This window comes from Methylomonas sp. 2F7, assembly GCF_057126975.1.
On the sequence record NZ_CP195203.1, the window covers coordinates 948,278 to 967,294 of the forward strand.

Genomic DNA, 19,017 nt, shown 5'->3' on the forward strand with positions numbered 1-19,017 from the left:
AAAGTGGGGCAATTACTCGACGCTTAAAGCGTTCCTTCTGGCAAAATACCTGGCTATCTACAAGCCGGGTCTGCGTCATGCTCGAAAAATCAATTGGTCAATCAGCCGCAATCCTGAATAGTGATTTCATCGCCATCGCGATAATTAAGGACAGGCACATCGTTTGGGCCAATGCGGCCATGCATCGCATTTTTGCTTACGAGCCGGATGAACTAATTGGGCAGGCTACCCGCAACCTGTTTCTTGACCAGGACAGCTATGAGGCATTCGGCCGTGAGGCTTATGCGGCTATTGCGGAAGGCAGAACCTATACCGGCATCATCCCACAGAAACGCAAGGATGGCTCGACGGGCTGGTATGAATTCAATATTTCAAGTTTTGGGGATAGCTCTGATGTGGCCGTGGGCGCAATCGTCGATAGAACCGCAAGCTATCAAGGTGTCCAGCAGCTAGAAGTGAGCGAGAGACGTTACCGCTCGGTCGTGGAGGATCAAACAGAGGTAATAAGTCGGTTTTTGCCGGATGGAACCTTCGAGTTTGTTAATGACGTGTATTGTAGGGTTTTCGGCAAATCCGCCGATGAATTGATTGGCCATCGCTGGCATCCGGCAGCCCATCCCGACGATATTCCCATGATCGAGGCCAAGCTGCGCGAGATGTCGCCGGACCACCCCGTCGTCACCATCGAAAACAGGGTGTATGTCGCTGGGGGCGAACTGCGCTGGATGCAATTCGTCAATCGAGGATTTTACGATATTGGCGGCATACTCAAGGAAATTCAGTCGGTTGGTCGCGACATTGCAGCCCAGCACGAAGCTCTGACCATGTTGCAGGCGAGCGAGGAACGTTACCGAACGCTGGTGGAGGCAACCAGTGTCGTGACGTGGTTCTGCCCTTCCGATGGTCTTCATGTCGCTCCCCAACCGGCATGGATGGCATTCACCGGCCAGACGGCGGAAGAAATGCTCGGCGCGGGGTGGGCCAAGGTTGTGCATCCCGACGATGTCGAAGCGGCTGCGGCGCTCTGGAAATCCGCCGTCGAGCGCGGCGAACCGTTCTTGAACGTACACCGCATTCGCCGTCATGATGGCGTATGGCGCTGGATGAACGTGCGTGCGGTGCCGGTTCGCGATAGACAAGGCCGCATTCTCGAATGGATGGGCATGGGCCAGGATGTTACCGAGCAAAAGCAGGCCGAAATGGCGCTGGCAGAAAGCGAGGAACAACTCGAAATGGCGCTGGCGGCATCGGGATTGGTTTTATGGGATTGGCATATTCCTGAACGTAAAGTCACAACAGGCAATCGCTGGTTCGAATTACTCGGCTACAACAAGGAGGAGTTGGGCGACAACGAAGACGACTGGATGGATTTGGTCAATCCCAAGGACCTTGAACACTTCAAACAGAAAATCTCAGCGCATTTGCAGGGTGAAACCGTCAGCTTCGAAAGCGAACACCGGTTGAGGCACAAGGATGGCCATTGGGTATCGGTCGAAGCAAGAGGCAGGGTTACCCTTCGGGACAGGCAAAATAACCCGCTACGCATGGTCGGCACGATATTGGATATTAGCCAACGGAAGCGCCTGAATGAAGAAGGTGTGGACTTGCTGAAGCGGATTGAATCGCTCATACGCGAAAGTTCATCGCCTTTAACCTCTAAGGCAGAAAACGTTAAAGCAGCCGAAAGTCTGACCAAGCGGCAGCGGCAGATTCTCGGGATGATTGCTACGGGAATGACCTCTGCCGAAATCGGAAGACAGCTACACCTAGCCACGCCAACGGTCATCTCGCACCGCAGGAACCTGATGGCAAATCTAGGCCTGCACAGCACGGCCGAAGTCACGCGCTTTGCCATCGATCACGGTCTGATTACTACCAAGTAGCGCATCCAAGCTCTTCGATTTTATGTGATTGGCATATATGTGCTAAATAATTACCATATACAGGTGGTTATTTTTTTGGCTCATTACCGTATGCTTTTTACATGAATTTATGTAAAAAGCATACGGTAATGAGCAAAATAGACTTCGGGCGAAATTGCCCGCTTGCGCGATTTTTGGAAGAGGAATCGATGATAGACAATGGCGGACGCAAAGCCCAGTTCGCCAGCACTTTGTTACTCGGGCTCGGCTATCCGCTATATATCAAGCCACCCGACAATAAATTTAATGCGTATTTGTTGCGGCAAATTCAGGAGGAAAGGCAGAATGATCTATTGTCGGAAGTGGCAAGCATTTGTTCGCATTGCCCTCAATTAGCTCACTGCGAGGCAGGAGCCTTATTTCAAGTCTGCTAGAGACCAATCCGCAAACCACTCCGGCAATTCGCGCGACTCGCCTAGAGCGAGTAGTCGATGATCGATGCCGTCATGATTGCCCCACACTACTTCGTTCAGCGCGCCATCGGTAACGAGCGATTCGATATCCTTGCAGTAAAGCCCCTGGTCGCGCTGGACATAGAAGCCGTAAGTTCGGCAAGCCACTGGGCGGTGGGCATAGACCAGACAGGCGCCTTTCGCCTGGTCCAGCAGCGGGCAGATGATCGGGCGCGACGTCTGGCCGGCCAGTGCGGCTATCGCCCGGCCGACTTCCTGAAGTTGCTCCGGAGGTAAGGCCATTAGGCCTTCTTGCAGGCAACGCCATTCCTCCTCGGTGATTTTGGGTACTGCGGCAAGCCGTCGGCAACAGCCATCGCAACCCTGGCGGCATAGCCAATCGGGTTGGCCGTCGCGGATGGTTTTTACGCGCGTGTTGATATCTGTCTGGAGCTGGGTGAGGGTATTCATTTGAATATACTGCCTGTTTAACCAGGTTTTGCAAAGCCTTTCCGAGCATGACGCCGGTTCGGCGCGGTCTCAATAGCCGGCTGCTTTTAACCGGATCCTAATCAAAGCTTAAGTAGATTTTAAGTCGCCAAACTTAGAATTTTCCGCAAGTGAATAACTTGTGGAGTGATTATGTGCGACTCGAATACTTTATTGAATCAACAGCTTGGCGAAAAACGCATTGGCGGCGGCACTTATGTTGCCATTGACGGCCTCTTAAAATATTGCATAACAGCGCCCTTACTCGAGCTGCCGATAGATTTTAAGGAATGGTACAAACCAGGCGGCAGCAATATCCCACAACTTTATCACTTCTAATGTGTGCCGCGGTGTCCATCCCGCAGCGGCATCGCTCTATGTCTTAAGCATAAATGCTGAAATGTTATCTAACGATTTAAACATGTCTGTTTTGGAGAAAAAATGACACAAAAATATCTACCCACTATGTTGGTGGTACTTGCCACATTAACCAGCGGCTGCGCATCCATGAGTGGTTGGCATCCGATCATCGATCCGCGCTTGGACCAACAGCCGGAAACCGCGCAGCGTGACATGGTCGAGTGCAAGTCGCTGGCGGAACAAGCGTCGGATATCACCAAAGAAATCGGTATGGGTGCGGGTGTCGGTGCGGTTACCGGTGCGGCGGGTGGCGCGGCAGTCGGTGCGATAGCCGGTAGTGCCGCAACCGGTGCCGCCGGTGGCGCTATATTGGCTATTCCTGCAGGATTGTGGGAAGGGTACAAAGCCAACGAGGGCTTTAAACGGGCATTTAAAACCTGCATGCGTCAACGCGGTCATACGCTGGTTAACTAAAGAAAACCTCTGAAAATACCTGATTGCTGTGTACGCGGGAGAGCCGCTATTTAAGGACCGAGAGAATAGTTCTACACATTATAAATATCCGTTATCAGGCAGGGGCTTGATACTATATCGCCTGGATATTTGTTGAACTTATTTAGAAATGACGATGCGCGAATTAACCGACCGAGAGTTGTATCAGGCCCTGCAATACGCCAAAAGTCAGGATGAAAATGCTGGCCGAGCCATACTTCAGCAATTCCAAACCGAGCAACCGGCGTTGGCGCAAACCGTCTTTGGCGTGTTTTCGGCGTTGATTGCCGATAAGGATCGGAACCTGGCGAATCTATTCATGGATCTTTGTTTTGATGTGATTTGCGTATTCAAGCATGCTTTCGGCGATTTGCCGGATCAGCGGGTCTTGAGCATGGAATGGTTACAGAACACCGCCGCCTTACTCGATGCCGAGTTGCAGGCATTCATGCCGGGTAACCAGATGGATACGAAGTTTCGCGATAAATTTCAGAATCGATTTACCGAGCGCCTGGTCGATAGTAACTCGCAACCTGACTTGGTTAAATTCATGGACGAAGCGATCAGCGAATATGTCGCCGAAAGCCCGACTGATCCGGATGCGCTGCGCACCACCCGGACCATGATGTATGTCGTTGTTCAGCTATTTTGCGCGATGTACGATCAGGCGGAACGCCAGAGCAAAGCTTAGTAACTCTGGGGTTTGGAGACGCCGGGGTATTTAGCCTGTTCTTTGCGCCGAGTTGAAAATCTGACTCGGCGCTCTGGATTACGGTTGATGCAGCGCGGCCAATGCGCTGACATAATCAGGCTCGTCGGCAATTTCACTAACCAATTGGGTGTAGATCACCTTGTCGTTTTCGTCGATGATGACGATGGCGCGGGCGGTCAGACCGGCCAAAATGCTGTCTAACAGTTCGACGCCGTAGTCGTGGGCAAATTTGGAACGGAAACTGGAGAGCGGCACGACGTGTTTGATGCCTTCCACTTCGCAAAACCGTACTTGCGCGAAAGGCAGGTCGGCTGACACCACCAGCACCACGGTATTATCCAGATGCGCGGCTTTTTCGTTGAATTTACGGGTCGAGGTGGCGCAGGTGGGCGTATCCAGGCTGGGGACAATATTCAGCACTTTGCGCTTGCCGGCGAACTCGGCCAAACCCACATCCTGCATTTTACGATTGGTTAGCTGGAAATCCGGCGCTGGCGTACCAACCGCCGGTAAATCGCCGACAGTGTTGATAGGTTTGCCTTGGAAAGTAATGGTTGCCATAGGAATGCTCCAGGTATCTTGAGTTATTATTTTTTTCGTTTACTGAAATCGATCAAGCGCTTGCGTTTTTTCACTTGGCGATCGCTTAGTGGATTTTTCTGGCCTTGAAACGGGTTTTCCGGCGACTTGAATACCAGGCGTATCGGTGTACCCGTCAGTCGCAGCTGGTCGCGGAAATAGTTCATCAAATAGCGTTTGTAGGCGCCGGGCAGGGAATCGGTCTGAGTGCCGTGTATTACTACTACCGGCGGATTGCGGCCGCCTTGATGCGCGTACTTTAATTTGATGCGACGGCCACCGACCAATGGCGGCTGATGCGCTGTCAGGGCGTCGGTCAAAATCCGGGTCAGCAAGGGCGTGGACATATCGGTCATGGCCGAGTCGTACAAGGTATGCACCACGTCGAACAGCTTACCGACACCGCTGCCGTGTAATGCCGAAATCGGATGTTTTTCGGCGAACTCCAGAAACGACAATTTGATTTCGATCTGCTTTTTCACGAAATCGCGGTGTTCGGCGTTCAGACCATCCCATTTGTTCAAGCCGATGATCAAGGCCCGGCCGGCTTCCAGGACCAAACCTAAAATATGTGCATCCTGATCGGTCACACCTTCGCGGGCGTCGATCAAATAAATCACCACATGAGCTTTTTCGATAGCTTGCAGCGATTTGATGATGCTGAATTTTTCCACCGTCAACGATACCCTGGATCGGCGGCGCATGCCGGCGGTATCGATCAAGGTGAATTTCTGACCGTTGCGTTCGAAGGGGATATAAATACTGTCGCGGGTTGTGCCGGCTTCGTCGAACACTACGACGCGTTCCTCGCCGAGCAGTCGATTCACTAAAGTCGATTTGCCGACATTGGGGCGGCCGACGATGGCAATGGCGATACCCGGATCTTGTTCTTCGAATTCGTCCTCGACTACCGGCAACAGCTCGTCGATGCGATCCAGCAAGTCGTGGACATTGCGGCCGTGCGTGGCGGCAATCCCGATGGGTTCGCCGAGCGCCAGGCTATAAAAATCGTTGGTCACGGTATTGCTGTCTATGCCGTCAACTTTATTGACTACCAGCACTACCGGTTTGCCAAGCTTGCGCAACATGTCGGCAATGGCTTCGTCGATGGCGTTGAGGCCATCGCGGGCGTCGACTAGAAAAAACACGACGTCGGCTTCCTGCAAGGCGATTTCCACCTGCTTTTTGGCGAAGACGTCTATGCCTTCCTGTTCGTTGGTAATCCCGCCGGTATCTACTATCAGACAATCGCGTTCACCGCGTTTGACGCGACCGTATTGGCGGTCGCGGGTCAGGCCGGGATAGTCGGCGACTAATGCTTCGCGGCTGCGGGTTAGATAATTGAACAGTGTGGATTTGCCGACATTGGGGCGGCCCACTAGGGCTATAACGGGTAACATGAATTTATTTTGCTCTCAAGGCGGCCAAGGTGCCGTCTTTGGCGTAAATGTAAACAGTGTCGTCCACGACTACCGGCTTGGCTTCTATCGCCGCTTTACTGACCTGAATGCGGCCCAATTGGCGGCCGTCGCTATTGGACAGCCAATGTACGTAGCCTTCGAAATCGCCAACTACCACATAATTTTGATAAACCACCGCCGCTGTCAATTGGCGGTTGTGTAAGTCTTTTTGTTTCCACAACGAGGCGCCGCTACGTTGATCCAGTTGCCAGACCTCGCTTTGGGTGTCGCTGACATAAAGGTAACGATAATCCAGGCTCAGGCCTGTGTAGGACGACACCGCTTCGTTGCGCCACAGCACGTCGCCGTCCACTTCCGAAACAGAGGACGCGCCGCCGGTGAAGCCGGCAATATAAATCGCCCCGCGCGCCGCGACCGGATCGACATCCAGATCGACTAAGCGTTCGACTTCGGAACGACCGCTCGGAATCGCGATGGTGGCTTCCCAGATGGATTTGCCGTCTCTTAATTGCAGGGCTTCCAGCTTGCCGTTAGCCGAGCCGGCGATCACATTGTCGTCAATGATGATGGGCGCGCCGGTGCCGCGGATACTCAAGGCCGGTACGTTGTGTTCGAAGGTCCAAAGTTGCGCGCCGTTATCTTCTTTTAGGCCAATAATCTTGCCGTCGGTGGTACGGACGATGACAATACCGCGACTGACCACAGGGGCGGCCAATACTTCGCTGGGCACGTCGATTTTCCAGCGTTGTTCGCCGCTGGCTTTGTCAAAACCTACGACTTCGCCGGTGCTGGTACCCATCACCACCGTGTGCACACCCAGGCCGGGACCGGCAGAGAAGCTGTAATCGGTGTTGTTTTCCCAGGTCAGGCTACCGTTGCCGGCCCCGCGAGCTTGCAAATGGCCTTTGTTGTCGCCGACGTAGACTGTGCCTTCGGCAACTGCGGGTATCAGTTTCAGATATTTTTCGTCCGCGCCATTACCGATTGATTCCTTCCATAGCACCTCGACTTGCACTTCAGGGGTATATTCCTGCAAGGCGGCCGGTGGATCGGCGTTGTCGTCGTCGCCGGTGATATATTCCGTTAAGCCCGAGATAAAGTCGCGTCCGGCATCCAGTCCCGCGCAGCCGGCCAGCATAGGGAGACAAGCAAGCAGCGGGAAAAGTGAGCGGTATCTGAAGTTCCTGATTAACATGCTAAAGCGTGTATCCGTTGGAGTGAGCTTAATTGGCGGTCGCCGGGGCAGCTTTGCTCGGCGTCGCGACGTCGTCCAGTTTGAACTGAGTCAACGGCGTGGCTTGACCGGTTCTGATTGCGCTTTGGTAAGCGCTACGAGCTTCGTCCAAGCGGTCCAGCGCCACATACAGGTCACCCTGCAATTCGTCGTAACTAGCGGAAAATCCTTCGGATTTGGCGGGATCGACCGCAGCGATCAATTGCAAGCCTTGTTCGTATTGACCGGTAGCCAACATTAACTGAATCAGACGCAGACGGGCGACATGTCTTAATTCATCGCTGTCGGCTTCTTTGATTGATTTTTCCAGAATCGCTTTAGCGCCTTCCAGATCGCCTTTTTGCACTTTACTTTTGGCCAGTTGCAGGCCGGCATAGTGGGCGTAAGCGGTGCCGGGAAATTCGATAGGCAAGCGTTCCGCCAGTTTTTCGGTGGATTCGCTATTGTCCTTGGCCGCGCTGTCCAATAATTGTTGGTACATTTGCGAGGCTTGGGCGCGTTTTTCCAATTGGTGGTTTTGCCAGAGATTCCAGCCGCTCACCAATACTATTGCGGTGACAACACCGGCGATCAATGAAGTCTGATTGGCTTCCCACCATTTTTTCAACTGTTCCAGCTGTTCTTCTTCGGTATCGTAAATTGCCACGGTAGTTCTCTTCTTTTCTCAGGTTACAAGGGATTATTGGCTGTGCCAGTCTTGCAGGGTTTGCAGGAGTTGGTCGTGATTGTGCGTGCTCTGTTCAGCGTCGATACGCAAGGGTTTCAAGGCCACTTCGCCGCGTTGGGCTTCGTCGTCGCCGATGATGATGGCGTACTCTGCACCTGATTTATCAGCTTTTTTAAACTGACTCTTGAAGCTGCCGCCGCCGCAATTGACTTGCAGTTTTAAGCCGGGAATCGCATCGCGGATACGCTCTGCCAAGCACATGCCGGCGGCTTCGGCGCTGGTGCCGACCCGAATCATGTATACATCGGTAGTCGGCGCGACCGGCACGTTTTCCAGTAATTCCAGCAACGCCAGGATGCGCTCCATACCCATCGCAAAGCCGATAGCATGGTTGGCTTTGCCGCCGAGCTGCTCGATCAGACCGTCGTAACGGCCGCCGGCGCAGATGGTGCCTTGCGAACCCAAGTGCTCGGTGACCCATTCGAATACGGTCTTGCCGTAATAATCCAGGCCGCGCACCAAGCGGGTATTCAACTGGTAGGCGATGCCCAGGTCGTCCAGCGTGGCTTTCAGGCTATTGAGATGCGCCAGGCTTTCTTCGCCCAGATGCTCGAGCAACACCGGAGCCTGTTGCAGCATGGCCTGCATGTCGGGGTTTTTGCTGTCCAGAATGCGTAGCGGGTTGGTTTCCAAACGGCGCAGGCTGTCTTCGTCCAAAACCGCCAGATGTTGTTGGAAATAGTCGACCAGTTTGCCGCGGTAGGCCAGACGTTCTTCGCTGGTGCCCAGGGAATTGATTTGTAGCTCGACTTTATCGCGAATACCCAATTGCTTCCAGAGGCGGTCGGTTAGGGCGATGATTTCCGCGTCGATATCCGGGCCCGGCATGCCATAGGTTTCCACGCCCAGTTGGTAGAATTGACGGTAACGGCCTTTCTGCGGGCGCTCGTGACGGAACATCGGTCCGTAATACCACAAGCGGTGACTCTGATTGTGCAATAAGCCGTGTTCCAGACAGGCGCGCAAACAGCCGGCGGTGCCTTCGGGACGCAGGGTTAATGAGTCGCCGTTGCGGTCGTCGAAGGTATACATTTCTTTTTCGACGATGTCGGTGACTTCGCCGATCGAGCGTTTGAACAGCTCGGTTTTTTCGACGATGGGCAGACGAATTTCCTGATAGCCGTAGGCGCCCAGTACTTGTCTGGCCTGGCCTTCCAGCCATTGCCAATAAGGCGATTGCTCGGGAAGGATGTCGTGCATGCCGCGGATGGCTTGGATAGCCTGTTGTTGTTTTGCCATGATCTTGTTTGCTGCCGGATTATTTGCTGATCGCGGTTTTTACTTGTTGAGCCTCTTTGGAAGCCGGAAATGAGCTAATCAATTGCTCGCGGTATTCTTCCGATACTTTGCTGTTGCCCAGCGCCCGTTCGGTTTGAAACGCTATCCACAGCGTTTCCGGGGTATGTTTAGCAACGCCTAGATAGCGTTCCAAAAACGCCCTGGCGGACATAAACTGGCCATTTTGATAGCTGATGCGTTGCATCTCCTGCAAGGCCGGCGAATAGTCCGGTTGAGATTGCAGTGCTTGACGAAAATACTCTTCGGCGTGCTGCATGTCGTTTTGTTTTGCATGGCAAACGCCCAAATTGGTCAGCGCGAACCAGGGTCGGCTGTTCATCGGCGAGGCCATGGATTCTTGCAGCAGGGCGACGCCTTTGTCGAATTTGCCTTGCTCGCACAAAAAACGCCCGTAGTTGTTTTTGATGCTGAAGTTATCCGAGTCTTTACTCAACGCAGTTTGATAGCTCTCGCTGGCCGCTTCGGTTTGTTTGATGCGCTCGTAGAATACCGCTAGGGCGTTATGGGTTTCCGGGTTGCTGGAATCCAGTCGCACTGCGGTTTCCAGCTTTTCCTTGGCGACTTCGAGCATGCCCATATCTAGATAGCGGGCGCCCATCTGTAAATTGAGCTTGGCTTTTTCGGCATTGCTCATCGTGTCGCGGGTCTCCGGCAGTAAGCCGCAGGCACCCAGCAATAAACCGATCAGCACTAATCCGCGCGCTGTTCGCCTATTGGCCATGCGAGAGTCCTTGCGCTTGCAGCTTTAAATGTCTGCGGCTCTTATCTTGTACTTGACCGACCAATTGCCCGCAAGCTGCGTCTATGTCTTCGCCGCGGGTCTTGCGGACGGTGGTGACGATGCCGGCATTATGCAGAATATCGCGAAACTTCAGGATAGCGGCGTGACTGGAGCAGCGATAGTGCGATTGCGGAAACGGATTGAAAGGAATCAAATTCAGTTTCGATGGCACGGTTTTCAATAATTTGACCAGGGTGCGTGCATCTTCGGGGCTGTCGTTGATGCCGTCCAGCATCACGTATTCAAACGTAATGTGTTTGCGCGGACCTGTTTTGGCGTATTCGCGGCAGGCCTCCATCAATTCTTTCAGCGGATATTTGACGTTGATCGGCACTAGTTGGTCGCGTAATGCGTCATGCGGAGCATGTAACGATACGGCGACGCTGACATCACAGACTTCGTTCAGGCGTTTCATCGCCGGCACAATACCGGAGGTGCTGATGGTGACGCGGCGTTTGGACAAGCCATAGCAAAAGTCGTCCATCATTAAATTCATGGCCGCCACGACATTGTCGAAGTTCAGCAGAGGCTCGCCCATGCCCATCATCACCACATTGGTGATGCGGCGTTCCGGCCCCAGTCTTTGTTGCGCCAGATAGAGCTGGCCGATGATTTCGGCGGTGGACAGGTTGCGGTTGAAGCCTTGTTTGGCGGTCGAGCAAAAGGTGCAGGCCAGTGCGCAGCCCACTTGTGAGGACACGCACAGGGTGGCGCGGCGTTCTTCGGGGATGTAAACGGTTTCCACCCGATTGCCGCAGTGCATCTGTACCGCCCATTTGCAGGTGCCATCGGACGCCAATTGTTCGGCAACGATTTCCGGGACTTTGATCTGGCAGTGTTCTTTTAAATGACTGCGCAGCGATTTGCTCAGGTTGGTCATCTCGTCGAAATCGGAGATGCCTTCCTGATAAATCCATTTCAGCACCTGAGTGGCGCGAAACGGCTTTTCGCCGAGCTCGACAAAAAAGGCTTGCAAGCCTTTTCTGTCGAAATCCAGCAGATTAATCAATGCTGGCTTAGCGGATACGGTCGCAGAGTTCATCAGCAGAGAAGAAGTAAGCGATTTCTCTCGCAGCAGATTCCGGTGCATCGGAACCGTGTACGGCGTTTTCGTCGATGCTGACCGCGAAGTCGGCGCGAATGGTGCCGGGAGCGGCTTCTTTAGGATTGGTGGCGCCCATCAATTCACGGTTTTTCAGAACCGCATTTTCGCCTTCCAATACTTGCACAACGACCGGGCCGGAGGTCATGAAGCTGACCAAGTCTTTGAAAAAGCCGCGTTCTTTATGCTCGGCATAAAAGCCTTCGGCTTGCTCTTGGCTCAGTTGCAGCATTTTGGATGCGACGATGCGCAGGCCGTTTTTTTCGAAGCGGCTGACAATTTCCCCAATCACATTTTTAGCGACTGCATCAGGCTTGATGATTGAGAAAGTACGTTCGATTGCCATTGTGTAACTCCAGTGAGGATAGTGATTGAAAAATTAATTACGCATTATATCTTGTCAGGCAGGGTGTTGAGAAACGCCCTGCCGAATAGTGCTTTTCCGAAACGGCTGAATAGGCCCGGTTTGTGCTGCGCCGAGCCTCAATTTTTTGGCTAGATGGAAATTTTATCGGTGCGATGATCGTTGCCGTAGAACCAGTTGACCAACATCCGGGTGCCGGTAACCGCAGTAAATACCGAAGTGGCAATCCCAATCATCAGGACCAGCGCGAAACCCTTAACCGGGCCCGTGCCAAAGCCGAACAATAATACTGCGACGATGAAGTGAGTCACGTTGGAGTCGAGAATGGTCGCAAACGCTTTTTCGTAACCGACGTAAATACTGGCCTGCCGGCTCAAGCCATTACGCAGTTCCTCGCGGATCCGTTCGTTGATCAGCACGTTGGCGTCCACTGCCATACCCACAGTCAAGACGATACCGGCCATGCCTGGCAAGGTCAGGGTGGCTTGCAAAACGGACATGATGGAGATCAGCAGTACGACATTGAACAACAAAGCAAAGTTGGCGATCAAACCGAACGCGCGGTAATAAGCGACCATGAAAAACACGACCAGCAGGAAGCCGGCGGTAATCGACATCATGCCTTGATCGATATTTTCCTGACCTAAGCTGGGGCCGACTGTGCGTTCTTCGACGATTTCAACCGGAGCGGCCAAGGCGCCGGCTCTGAGTAATAAGGCCAAGGTGCGGGCTTCTTCAGGGCTATCCAGGCCGGTGGTTTGGAAGCGTTTGCTGAAACTGTCGCGGATGGTGGCGACGCTGATGACTTTTTCGACTTTTTCCTTATGTTGGACTTTCTCGCCGTTAACGACCCGGGTTTCGGATTTGTATTCGATGAACACCACCGCCATCGGCTTGCCGATATTTTCCTGGGTCATCTTGCCCATCTTCTTGGCGCCGACGCCATCCAGCGTGATGAATACGGCAGGTGAACCGTCTTGATCCAAGCCCGATGACGCATCGGTGATCTGGTCGCCAGTCACGATAACCGAACGTTTCAACAGCACCGGAGCGCCGTTTTTGTCTTTATACAAACGGCTGCCGATAGGTTCGTGACCGCCCAGGGCCGACTGCACATCATGCTCCACGTCCACTAAACGGTATTCCAGTGTTGCTGTGGTGCCTAACAATTCTTTCGCGCGGGTAGTGTCTTGTACGCCGGGTAATTGCACGACGATGCGGCTGTCGCCTTGTTGCTGAATGATAGGCTCGGCTACGCCCAGTTCGTTCACCCGGTTACGCAGCGTGGTAATGTTTTGGCCCAGCGCCGCCTTCTTGATTTCACGCAGGTTGCGTTCGGGAATGTTTAACGTAAATTCATTCGGACCGCTTTCCACTAGATCGAGGGTGCGGAAGTCTTTGTTGAGTACTTCCGTGGCGGCAACTCTGGATTCTTCGTTAGGCAGCACGACTTTGATGCCGCCAGCTTCCTTCGAAACTGATTGATACCGAACTTTTGCATCGCGGAAGGCCGAGCGAATATCGTTGGTATAGCGCTCTTCCGCTTGTTTCAGCGCGCTGTCCATATCCACTTCCAACAGGAAATGCACGCCGCCGCGTAAGTCCAAGCCAAGATGCATAGGGTTTGCACCGAAAGCGCGCAGCCAAGCAGGGGTGGCAGGCGCTAAATTTAAGGCGACTGTCGCTTTGCCGGACATTTGTTCGCGCAATATGTCCGCCGCTTTCATTTGTTCGTCGGTATTGTTGAAGCGCGCCAGAATTTTGCCGTCGGCAAATTCGAAGCTTTTCAGCGTAAAACCAGCGTTTTTGATGCTGGCGGCGACTGCGTCAGCCTGAGACTGCTGCAATGGCGTCGGGCTAGACGAAGCCAATTGCACTGCCGGGTCGTTGCCATAAAGATTGGGCAACGCGTAAATCGTACCAACCAACAGCACGAAAATTACTAGGATGTTTTTCCAGACAGGGAAATGATTTTGCATGGTTATTCCATTAAAAGCAGTGACAGCCAGGCTGTTGCGAATAAAAGCGGGGGATATCGCAGGGTTAAAGCAAACTTATTCTTTGGTTCTTTTGCTGTTCAAGGTTTTGTAAGTACCTTTTGGCATCATGTTGGCGATGGCATGGCGCTGTACCTGAATAAAGCTGTTATCGGATACTTCCAGTTTGACGAAGTTGTCGTCCAGTTCGGCCACTTTACCTAGAATGCCGCCGGTGGTGACCACTTCCGCGCCTTTACCCAACGCAGCCAGCATTTGTTTTTGTTCCTTGTTGCGCTTGGATTGTGGGCGGATGAACAGGAAATAGAAAAATATCAGAATGCCCAACGGGAACAGCATGCCTTCAAAACCGGGTTGTACGGCGGTGGGCGCTGTTTGGGCCAGCGCATCAGAAATCAAGAAACTCATGGTAATCCTCTTATTGTTATCGTCGTTTTAATGGTCCGGCCGGGCGGACAGGCGCGCATTATGCCACACTAGCAGTGCTTATCACATTACGCAGTCGATTTGCCCGGTTTATGCTAGCGTCCGGCCGATGGCTTCGCCCAGTTGTACCGCTTTGCCGGCGGTCAAGTCTTCATTCCAGGCGGTTTTTTCTTTACCGAACAAGACGATAATGGTTGAGCCCATATTGAACCTGCCCATTTCCACGCCTTTTTCAAGCGTCGGCGCGTCTTCTTGATAACGCCAAGTTCTGGGTGCGCTGATGCTAGGTGGCGTTACTACACCGTGCCAGACGGTTTCGACGCTGGACACGAAAATCGCGCCCACCAGAATCAAAGCCATTGGTCCGGCGTCAGTGTCAAAAATACAGGCTACACGTTCGTTGCGCGCGAACAGATTCGGTACGGCGCCAACTGTGGTGTTATTCACGCTGAATAGTCGGCCGGGAATATGCACCATTTCTTTCAAAGTGCCGGTTAAGGGCATATGCAGCCGGTGATAATCCTTCGGTGATAAGTAAATGGTGGCGAAGGAACCGTTTTCAAAGGCCTGTGCCCGTTCCGTATCGCCGCCAAGCAACTCCAGTGCGGTGTAGTCGTGGCCTTTGGCCTGGAAAATTCGACCATTGCTGATCGGTCCGGCTTGGCTGACCGCACCGTCCGCCGGGCAGGCTATGGCGTTGGCTGCTGAGGCAATTTGTCTGGCACCGTCTTTTAATTCGCGGGTAAAAAAATCATTAAAGCTAGGATAGTGATCCAGGTCTTGAAACCTGGCTTCCTGCATATTCACGCCGTACATCTGCACGATGGATTTGATAAACAGGTTTTTCCAGGTTTTGTTTTGGCAATGGGTCAGTTTGGACATCAAGCCGGACAGCGCGTGGTGCGGCAATGCGTATTGCGGCAGCACGGTAACAATTTCTTTTAAATTCATGATTCGGAATCGGGGGTTTTGCCGCTGATGAAATACGCAAAGGCGATGACTTCGGCGACAGCAATATACAGTTGTTGGGGGATTTCCTCGCCGAGCGGGACTTGCGCCAAAATTCGCGCCAGCTCCGGTTCGTTTTGCAGCGGTACGCCGTGTTTTTCGGCGATGGCCAGAATTTGCTGAGCGGTAAAGCCTTCGCCTTTAGCCGTAACCTTCGGCGCATTTTTGCCGTCGTACTGGAGCGCGACGGCAATGTCGCTGTTGTAGAAGGTTCTACCGCTCACGTCAGGTTCAAGGTAGATTGACCAATTCGGGCGCCTGCCAGCTTGGGTCGCGATGCTCGGCAATTACGGTGGTGTAAATGCCGCCGCGCACATTGAATTCGGCGCGCAAGCGCATGAAATTAGGTGAAATCGCCGCGACAATATGATCCAAAATCTCGTTGGTGACCGCTTCATGAAAGGCACCACGCTCGCGGAAAGTCCACATGTACAGCTTTAAGGATTTGAGCTCGACGCACAATGTGTTGGGTACGTATTCCAGAACCAGTTTGGCGAAGTCGGGTTGGCCGGTCATCGGGCATAAACAGGTAAATTCCGGGATGTCGATGCGAATCGTAAAGTCGCGCGCCGGCCTGGGGTTTTCGAAAGTGGTGAGGTCTGCGCTGGGTTTTGTAGTCATTGCTTGATTTGGGGTGCTAGGGATTCCGGAGTGGCGGATATGACATCCGCCGGTTAAGTCTGGTTATATTTTACCAGCTAAGATGCCATAGCGTATTAAGCATTTAAAATCAATTATTTATAGCATTATTTTACGTTGGCGGGTGTGTAGGGTTCCGGGTTTGTCCTTCCTAAACGAGTCGAAACAATTGGTCGGCGGAATTGTCAACAACTTGGGGCGAATGATGTAAAATTAGTGCTAAGGCGAATCGTAAAAACCGCTAGAATGTAAGTTCAATTTGCAGGGGAGTCGACGATGGAAATCAACACTACATACCCAAACCCAAATTCCTTGGCTAGCCAAGGCGTATCCAGAGAGCAAAAAGCCGGCGCAATTGAAGAATTGGCCGAGCGCAGAAAGGCAAGTAATTCGCAAAGTCAGGTTGAGAGAACCGAGCCAAGCCCAAGCGACACAGTCAGTTTGTCCCAGGAATCTTTGAAATTGGCGCAGGCTGCCAGCGGACAAAATAGCGACAGTCAGGCCAGAATCAACAGTCCGGAGCAGGCGCAAGAGGTGGTTGGGAAGTTAATCTCGGACATTCAAAACAATCCAGTTCAAGCCCAATCTGCTGTCGCCAACAGAGCGCGCGCCAACTTAAGCGCATTATTGAATTAGGCTCGCTACGTTTCTTTCGGCAGTTTCCGCAAATAGGGGCCAGTCTTTTGGCTGGCTCCGCTATATTCCGGTAATTTCATACCAATCCTCGTCTCGCCCCGATTGACTGAAGTCTTGAAATAGTCGTTGGCGATAAAAACGAAGCGACTATCACTAAAGAAGTGGAATCCTGTGCTGCCAGTTGATCTCGAATGGTTGCTCTACTCGGTATCATCAATCGCCATGCGGTAGCCCACGCCGACTTCAGTCAGTAAATAACGTGGCCGCGCCGGGTTGACTTCCAGCTTGTGGCGCAATTGCCCCATGTAAATACGCAGATAATGTTGATCGTGGATGTGTTCCGCGCCCCAGACTTCCTGTAGTAGCTGGCGATGGGTGACCACCACGCCGGCATGGCGAATCAGAATCCCGAGCAATCGATATTCGATAGGGGTGATGCGTACTTCGTTATCGGCGACGAATACTTTCCGACGCGTCAAATCTACCTTTAATAGACCGGTTTCGAATACCTCTAGGTTGCTACGGCTGCGAGCGACCCGGCGCATCAAGGCTTGCAGACGAGCGTGCAATTCGCCGCTACCGAAGGGTTTGGTCAAGTAATCGTCGGCACCGGCATCTAGTGCCAGGATCTTGTTTTGTTCCTGGCTGCGCGCCGACAAGATCAGGATGGGCAAATCCGACAATTGGCGCAGGCGACGGGTGACCGCTATACCGTCCATGTCAGGTAACCCTAGATCCAAGATCACCAAATCTGGATGTTCGCTATTCAGCATTGCCAGCCCCGATTTGCCGCAGTCGGCTTCGATTGTGGACCAACCGCGATGGGTGAGGCTGGTTTTTAGGAAGCGTCGGGTTTGTGCGTCGTCTTCTATCAGTAGAATCAGGGGGATTGCTGTCATGCCACGCTCCCAAGCGCTTCCGATTCTGCAAGCAGCGGCGGCGCATGCAGGGGTAGTTCAATGCTAAATTCCGCACCTTTGCCGGCGCGGTTATCGGCTTGAATAAGCCCGCCATGCGCCTCGACGATAGCCTTGCACAATGCCAGCCCCAGGCCAACCCCGTTTTGCTGGGTTTCGGTGGCGCCGCGATAAAACTTCTCGAAAATCCGGGTTTGTTGATGTTTGGCAATGCCAGGGCCGTAATCCGTTATGCTTAAGCGAAAGCGCTTCGGCAGCGCTATCGCTTCGATGTCAATGGGGCTGCCCGGCGACGTATACTTAACCGCGTTTTCGATCAGATTGACCAGTACCTGTTCCATCAGTACCGCGTCGATCCACAATAGCGGCAAGCTATCCGGCAGCAGCGTGCGTACCGGTCTGTCCTGTAAGTGTTTATCCAGGCGGTTCAAGGCACTGCCGACGATTTCTTCAATGGCGTTCCAACTGCGGTGCAAAATGATCTGACCGCTGCTCAAGCGGGCCATATCCAGAATTTTGCCGGTGAGCTCAGACATGCGTTGCGCTTCGTCCAATACAGATTGATTCAACTCTTGGCGTTCCATGGCTGATAAACCGGCATCATTCTCGATAGCGGTGCCGACCGCACCAATGATGCGGGTCAAAGGCGTGCGTAGGTCATGGGAAATGGAGCTTAACAACGCATTGCGCAAGGCTTCAGTTTCGGCTTGCAGATTGGCCTCGCGGGCTTGAGCGGCTAGCTGAAATCGCTCCAAGGTTTGCGCGATTAAATGGCAGAAGGTGTTTACTTCCGGCGATTGTCTGACCAATGCTTCAGTTTGTAGGATGGTTAACACACCTTGCACGGCACTAGATCCGTGCAGCGGGTAATAGCTTAAAGGGTGCTGCTGTCTGACTTCGCCTTTCTCGAAGGCCCCTTGTGCCAGAGCAAGATCGATGTTGTGCAGTGAAACGGGTAATACCTGATTTGTCTGTATTTGCAGGCCGTTTTCGGTATTGGCAATCAGCAGCACCGAATCCGTACCAAATTCATTGTCGATATGTTCGGCCGCGATGCGCGCGACGGCGTTGTGATCCTGGGCCGCCGACAGGTCGCGACTCAAACGGTAGAGCGCATTGGTATGCGATTCACGTTGTTTGGCTAACTCGGCTTGCAAGCGTGATTTTTCAAGCAAGCTGCCGGTGACGTTCGCGACAATGATCATTACCGCCAAGCCGACGATATTTTCCAGGTCGCTAATCGCAAACGAGAAAATTGGCCGGGCAAAATAAAAGGCAAAGGTTGGCGCGCTGAGTAGCGAGGCGACGATGGACGCGCTGCGACCATAGCGGCTGGCGACCAGAAATACGCCCAGCAAGTAAGTCATCAGGATGCTGGCCGGTCCCAACAGGTCGCGCAATGGCCAATCGATCAGCGTGCAAATGAAGGGCGCGGCTAAACCCCAGGCATGGCCGATGAAACGCTCGTTTTTCGCTAAGTTCGGGCTGGAGCCGAAAACGCCAGATAATTTCATCAATCC

Annotated in this window: 22 protein-coding genes; 6 read left to right on the forward strand and 16 right to left on the reverse strand. The window is 53.0% G+C overall.

Annotated elements, in window-relative coordinates:
- The first annotated feature begins 77 nt into the window (after positions 1 to 77).
- Both ACR64Q_RS04445 and ACR64Q_RS04450 read left to right on the forward strand, forming a co-directional pair.
- Entirely contained in the window at positions 78 to 1,883 is a 1,806-nt protein-coding gene (locus tag ACR64Q_RS04445; RefSeq protein ID WP_313733718.1) for a helix-turn-helix transcriptional regulator, read from the forward strand.
- 128 nt (positions 1,884 to 2,011) lie between these two features.
- A complete protein-coding gene (locus tag ACR64Q_RS04450) occupies positions 2,012 to 2,296 on the forward strand; it encodes a hypothetical protein (protein ID WP_026603887.1) in 285 nt (94 codons plus the stop codon).
- Here the strand turns inward: ACR64Q_RS04450 and ACR64Q_RS04455 are convergent.
- On the reverse strand, positions 2,279 to 2,785 hold the full coding sequence (locus ACR64Q_RS04455) for a YkgJ family cysteine cluster protein (RefSeq protein WP_313733719.1): 507 nt from the start codon (positions 2,783 to 2,785) through the stop codon (positions 2,279 to 2,281). The two genes, ACR64Q_RS04450 and ACR64Q_RS04455, sit on opposite strands and share 18 nt — an antisense overlap.
- A 192-nt stretch (positions 2,786 to 2,977) precedes the next feature.
- Between ACR64Q_RS04455 and ACR64Q_RS04460 the strand changes: the two genes are divergently transcribed.
- The 3 genes from ACR64Q_RS04460 to ACR64Q_RS04470 all read left to right on the forward strand — a co-directional run bounded on the left by ACR64Q_RS04460 (position 2,978) and on the right by ACR64Q_RS04470 (position 4,346).
- On the forward strand, positions 2,978 to 3,142 hold the full coding sequence (locus ACR64Q_RS04460) for a hypothetical protein (protein WP_483823276.1): 165 nt from the start codon (positions 2,978 to 2,980) through the stop codon (positions 3,140 to 3,142).
- Between the two features lie 102 nt (positions 3,143 to 3,244).
- The gene (locus tag ACR64Q_RS04465; protein ID WP_313733721.1) at positions 3,245 to 3,637 is read left to right on the forward strand and encodes a glycine zipper family protein; all 393 of its coding nucleotides are present in this window, start codon (positions 3,245 to 3,247) and stop codon (positions 3,635 to 3,637) included.
- Between the two features lie 154 nt (positions 3,638 to 3,791).
- Positions 3,792 to 4,346: a hypothetical protein gene (locus tag ACR64Q_RS04470; RefSeq protein WP_313733722.1), complete on the forward strand. Its 555-nt coding sequence runs from the start codon at positions 3,792 to 3,794 to the stop codon at positions 4,344 to 4,346.
- 78 nt (positions 4,347 to 4,424) lie between these two features.
- Here ACR64Q_RS04470 and tpx read toward each other — a convergent pair whose 3' ends face one another.
- The 13 genes from tpx to queF form a co-directional block, all read right to left on the reverse strand.
- A complete protein-coding gene (tpx, locus tag ACR64Q_RS04475; protein WP_020485270.1) occupies positions 4,425 to 4,928 on the reverse strand; it encodes a thiol peroxidase in 504 nt (167 codons plus the stop codon).
- 26 nt (positions 4,929 to 4,954) lie between these two features.
- A complete protein-coding gene (der, locus tag ACR64Q_RS04480) occupies positions 4,955 to 6,346 on the reverse strand; it encodes a ribosome biogenesis GTPase Der (RefSeq protein ID WP_020485271.1) in 1,392 nt (463 codons plus the stop codon).
- A 4-nt stretch (positions 6,347 to 6,350) separates the two neighbouring features.
- Positions 6,351 to 7,562, reverse strand: a complete 1,212-nt coding sequence (gene bamB, locus ACR64Q_RS04485; RefSeq protein WP_313733723.1) for an outer membrane protein assembly factor BamB — start codon at positions 7,560 to 7,562, stop codon at positions 6,351 to 6,353.
- 28 nt (positions 7,563 to 7,590) lie between these two features.
- Complete coding sequence (locus ACR64Q_RS04490; RefSeq protein WP_313733724.1) at positions 7,591 to 8,247, reverse strand: YfgM family protein; 657 nt, start codon at positions 8,245 to 8,247, stop codon at positions 7,591 to 7,593.
- Positions 8,248 to 8,280: 33 nt separating this feature from the next.
- Positions 8,281 to 9,567 (reverse strand): histidine--tRNA ligase, encoded by a 1,287-nt coding sequence (gene hisS / locus ACR64Q_RS04495; RefSeq protein ID WP_313733725.1) that lies wholly within the window; start codon positions 9,565 to 9,567, stop codon positions 8,281 to 8,283.
- A 19-nt stretch (positions 9,568 to 9,586) separates the two neighbouring features.
- Complete coding sequence (gene pilW / locus ACR64Q_RS04500; RefSeq protein WP_020485275.1) at positions 9,587 to 10,348, reverse strand: type IV pilus biogenesis/stability protein PilW; 762 nt, start codon at positions 10,346 to 10,348, stop codon at positions 9,587 to 9,589.
- Entirely contained in the window at positions 10,338 to 11,450 is a 1,113-nt protein-coding gene (gene rlmN / locus ACR64Q_RS04505) for a dual-specificity RNA methyltransferase RlmN (RefSeq protein ID WP_313733726.1), read from the reverse strand. The genes pilW and rlmN overlap by 11 nt, the downstream gene beginning before the upstream one ends.
- Positions 11,425 to 11,856 carry a nucleoside-diphosphate kinase gene (gene ndk, locus ACR64Q_RS04510; RefSeq protein WP_026603896.1) on the reverse strand — a complete coding sequence of 144 codons (432 nt, stop codon included), beginning with the start codon at positions 11,854 to 11,856 and terminating at the stop codon, positions 11,425 to 11,427. The genes rlmN and ndk overlap by 26 nt, the downstream gene beginning before the upstream one ends.
- 149 nt (positions 11,857 to 12,005) lie before the next feature.
- A complete protein-coding gene (secD, locus tag ACR64Q_RS04515; protein WP_026603897.1) occupies positions 12,006 to 13,853 on the reverse strand; it encodes a protein translocase subunit SecD in 1,848 nt (615 codons plus the stop codon).
- 75 nt (positions 13,854 to 13,928) lie between these two features.
- Entirely contained in the window at positions 13,929 to 14,279 is a 351-nt protein-coding gene (gene yajC / locus ACR64Q_RS04520) for a preprotein translocase subunit YajC (RefSeq protein WP_020485279.1), read from the reverse strand.
- A 108-nt stretch (positions 14,280 to 14,387) separates the two neighbouring features.
- Positions 14,388 to 15,248 (reverse strand): archaetidylserine decarboxylase, encoded by an 861-nt coding sequence (gene asd, locus ACR64Q_RS04525; RefSeq protein ID WP_026603898.1) that lies wholly within the window; start codon positions 15,246 to 15,248, stop codon positions 14,388 to 14,390.
- Positions 15,245 to 15,529 carry an EscU/YscU/HrcU family type III secretion system export apparatus switch protein gene (locus ACR64Q_RS04530; protein WP_026603899.1) on the reverse strand — a complete coding sequence of 95 codons (285 nt, stop codon included), beginning with the start codon at positions 15,527 to 15,529 and terminating at the stop codon, positions 15,245 to 15,247. Before ACR64Q_RS04530 ends, asd begins: the two co-directional genes overlap by 4 nt.
- Before the next feature lie 7 nt (positions 15,530 to 15,536).
- Positions 15,537 to 15,926 (reverse strand): preQ(1) synthase, encoded by a 390-nt coding sequence (gene queF, locus ACR64Q_RS04535; protein WP_020485282.1) that lies wholly within the window; start codon positions 15,924 to 15,926, stop codon positions 15,537 to 15,539.
- Between the two features lie 294 nt (positions 15,927 to 16,220).
- On the opposite strand from queF, the gene ACR64Q_RS04540 reads away from it, so the two are divergent.
- Positions 16,221 to 16,580 (forward strand): hypothetical protein, encoded by a 360-nt coding sequence (locus ACR64Q_RS04540; protein WP_026603900.1) that lies wholly within the window; start codon positions 16,221 to 16,223, stop codon positions 16,578 to 16,580.
- 200 nt (positions 16,581 to 16,780) lie between these two features.
- Here the strand turns inward: ACR64Q_RS04540 and ACR64Q_RS04545 are convergent, their stop codons facing one another.
- On the reverse strand, positions 16,781 to 17,479 hold the full coding sequence (locus ACR64Q_RS04545; protein WP_026603901.1) for a response regulator: 699 nt from the start codon (positions 17,477 to 17,479) through the stop codon (positions 16,781 to 16,783).
- A complete protein-coding gene (locus tag ACR64Q_RS04550; protein WP_313733727.1) occupies positions 17,476 to 19,011 on the reverse strand; it encodes a DUF4118 domain-containing protein in 1,536 nt (511 codons plus the stop codon). The genes ACR64Q_RS04545 and ACR64Q_RS04550 overlap by 4 nt, the downstream gene beginning before the upstream one ends.
- Positions 19,012 to 19,017 lie beyond the last annotated feature (6 nt).